Origin of the sequence: Devosia insulae DS-56 (assembly GCF_000970465.2) — a bacterium.
Classification (GTDB): Bacteria; Pseudomonadota; Alphaproteobacteria; order Rhizobiales; family Devosiaceae; genus Devosia_A; species Devosia_A insulae.
In genome coordinates, this window is sequence record NZ_LAJE02000305.1 from 1 (window position 1) to 3198 (window position 3198).

Genomic DNA, 3198 nt, shown 5'->3' on the forward strand with positions numbered 1-3198 from the left:
TGCAAGACAGGTCACGGTTGGTGTGTAGTAGTGAGGTTGTGTGAGTGTGCAGTAGGTAGAGGGACTAATGGGAGAGTAGGTGGATTTTTGAGTGAGATGGGGGAACCACGGACATAAACAGTAGTTCGCTCGTCGGCAGCGTCAGATGTGTATAAGAGACAGGATCTATTCGGTCTGCTATTCCGAGCATTTCGAGACCCGTTCCACGGTGAAGGCGGGCGAGCTGGTGCAGGCCGGGGCCATCGGCCAGGTGATCAACACCGTCGGCCTCGGTCCGCATGCCATCCGCAACAACCAGCGGCCCGACTGGTTCTTCGACCGGCAGCGTTATGGCGGCATCCTCTGCGATATCGGCAGCCACCAGTGCGAGCAGTTCCTGTTCTTTTCCGGCACCGATACCGATGCAGAAGTGGTATCGGCCTCGGTGAACAATCGCGGCAACCCGGGCAAACCCGGGCTGCAGGATGTCGGCGACATGCATTTGCGGACCCCCACCACTACCGGCTACGTGCGGGTCGATTGGTTCACCCCGGCAGGGCTCCCGACCTGGGGCGATGGACGGCTCACCATCCTCGGCACCGAGGGCTATATCGAGCTCAGGAAGTATATCGACATCGCCGGGCGGCCGGGGACCGATCACCTGTTCCTCGTCGACAGGCACGGCACCCAGCACATCGATTGCTCCACTCAGGACCTGCCCTATGGGCGGCAACTGATCGCCGATGTGCTCAACCGCACCGAAACGGCGATGCCGCAGGTGCGCGCCTTCAAGGCGATGGAACTGGCGCTGACAGCGCAGAAACTGGCTGAAGTCGGGACGGTTTGGCAGCAATGAGCAGGGTTTACACAGTCGCCGTTGTCGGCGGCGGCATCGGCAAGAGCCACATCGTCGAGGGCTACGAGACCAACAAGGACCGCTTGAAGGTCATCGCCATCTGCGATCTCGACCCTATCAGGCGCAACGCGCTGGCCGACGAGTTCGGCATCGAGCGGCGGGTCGAGAATTTCGACGACCTCCTCAAAATGGACGATCTCGACATCATCGATGTCTGCACTCCGCCCATGGTGCACTATCCGATGGTGGTGGCAGCGCTGAAAGCCGGCAAGCACGTGGTGTGCGAGAAGCCGCTGGTCGGCTCGCTCGCCGAAGTCGACGAGATCATCGAGCTCGAGAAGACGAGCCGCGGCAAGCTGATGCCGGTGTTCCAGTATCGTTACGGCAACGGCATCGAGCAGGTGAAGCGCATCATCGAGGCGGGCATCGCCGGCAAGCCCTATGTCGGCACCGTCGAGACGCTGTGGCGGCGCGGGCCGGATTATTACACCGTGCCGTGGCGCGGCAAATGGAAGACCGAGCTCGGCGGCGTGCTGATGACCCACGCCATCCACCCGCACGATATCTTCACCTACCTGATGGGCGAGCCGAAAAGCCTGTTCGGCCGGGTGGCGACGCGGGTGAATGCGATCGAGGTGGAAGACTGCATCTCGGCTTCGCTGGAGATGGAGAGTGGCGCGCTCGCCAGCTTCACCGCAACGCTCGGCTCGGCCGACGAGATCAGCCGCATCCGGCTGGCCTTCGAGCACGTCACCTTCGAGAGCGACCACGAGGCCTACAACCCGGGCAAGCTGCCGTGGAAGATCCTGCCGCGCAACGACGCGACCAAGGCGAAGATCGAGGCGCTGCTCGCCGACTGGCAGGATGTGCCGTCGCGGTTCCAGACCCAGATGCGCCGCTTCTGGGATGCGCTCGAGGGGCTGGGGCCGATGCCGGTCACATCAAGGGACTCGCGCCGGGCGCTGGAGATCGTCACCGCATTCTACCATTCGTCCGAAACGCACGAGGAGGTAAGCTTCCCCGTGACCGAAGGCCACCCGAAATATCGCAGCTGGCTGCCGGAGGGGTTTCGATGAGGAGTTGCCGCCCCACCCACGGAGTCATTCCCGCGCGAGCGGGAACCTCCGTTTCGGAGTGTGCCGCGAGCACCGCAAACAGAGTTTCCCGCTTTCGCGGGAATGACCCGGTGGGCAATTGCACTGCCCCTGTGGAGGAGAGCATCTGATGTCCACCAGCGTTGTCCTGCAGCAGGTCGAAAAGCGTTACGGCGATGTGGAGGTGATCCACGGCATCGATTTAACCATCGATCCGGGTGAGTTCACCGTGTTCGTCGGCCCTTCGGGCTGCGGAAAATCCACCCTGTTGCGGATGATCGCCGGGCTCGAGCCGATCTCGGGCGGCAGCCTGTTGATCGACGGCGACCGCATGAACGAAGTGCCGGCGGCCAGGCGCGGCATCGCCATGGTGTTCCAGAGCTACGCGCTCTACCCGCATATGAACGTCTACCAGAACCTCGCTTTCGGGCTGGAAACGGCGCGCGTGCCCAAGGCGGAAATCCAGCAGCGGGTGCAGAAGGCGGCGGAAATCCTCCGCATCGAGCCGCTGCTGAAACGCAAGCCCAAGCAGCTCTCGGGCGGCCAACGCCAGCGCGTCGCCATCGGCCGGGCCATCGTCCGCGAGCCCCGGATTTTCCTGTTCGACGAGCCGCTCTCCAACCTCGATGCGGAGCTGCGCGTGCAGATGCGGGTGGAGATCGCCAAGCTCCACAACGACCTCGGCAACACCATGATCTATGTCACCCACGACCAGGTCGAGGCGATGACCATGGCCGACAAGATCGTCGTGCTGCAGGCCGGCATCATCGAGCAGGTCGGTGCGCCGCTCGAACTCTACAACCATCCGCGCAACCGCTTCGTTGCCGGCTTCATCGGCTCGCCCAAGATGAACTTCCTCGAAGCCAAGGTGGAAAGCGCCGATGGCGCGGGGGCGAAACTGCGCGCCGGCGGCAGCGAGATCGTGGTCGACCGCCAGGTCGGCGCCGGCGACGCGGTGACGTTTGGGGTACGCCCCGAACATATCGGCATCACCGAAGGCTCGGGCGTGCAGCTGGCCAATGTGAAGGTCGACCTGGTCGAGCAGCTGGGCGGCCAGACCATGGTCTATGCGACCACCGCCGATGGCCAGGCGATGACCATCGCGGTGGACGGCCAGCGACAGGTGGAACTGGGCTCGATGCTGACGGCGTACGTGGATCCGGCGCGCTACCACGTGTTCGCACGGGATGGGCGGGCAATTTAGTCGGGCCTGACTGAGAGAGACGGCCCCCTCCTTCCCTTCTCCCCTCAGGGGAGAAGGTGGCGCGT

2 protein-coding genes and 1 pseudogene are annotated in these 3198 nt (G+C 63.6%); all 3 read left to right on the top strand.

The features are described from left to right. Positions 1-160: 160 nt before the first annotated feature. Positions 161-835: pseudogene (locus VW23_RS21260) on the top strand (Gfo/Idh/MocA family protein); the annotation flags it as partial. Beyond that, positions 832-1911 carry a Gfo/Idh/MocA family protein gene (locus VW23_RS21265; protein ID WP_069911509.1) on the top strand — a complete coding sequence of 360 codons (1080 nt, stop codon included), beginning with the start codon at positions 832-834 and terminating at the stop codon, positions 1909-1911. The pseudogene VW23_RS21260 and the gene VW23_RS21265, both read left to right, overlap by 4 nt. 148 nt (positions 1912-2059) lie before the next feature. Beyond that, positions 2060-3133 carry an ABC transporter ATP-binding protein gene (locus tag VW23_RS21270; RefSeq protein WP_069911510.1) on the top strand — a complete coding sequence of 358 codons (1074 nt, stop codon included), beginning with the start codon at positions 2060-2062 and terminating at the stop codon, positions 3131-3133. Positions 3134-3198: the final 65 nt, after the last annotated feature.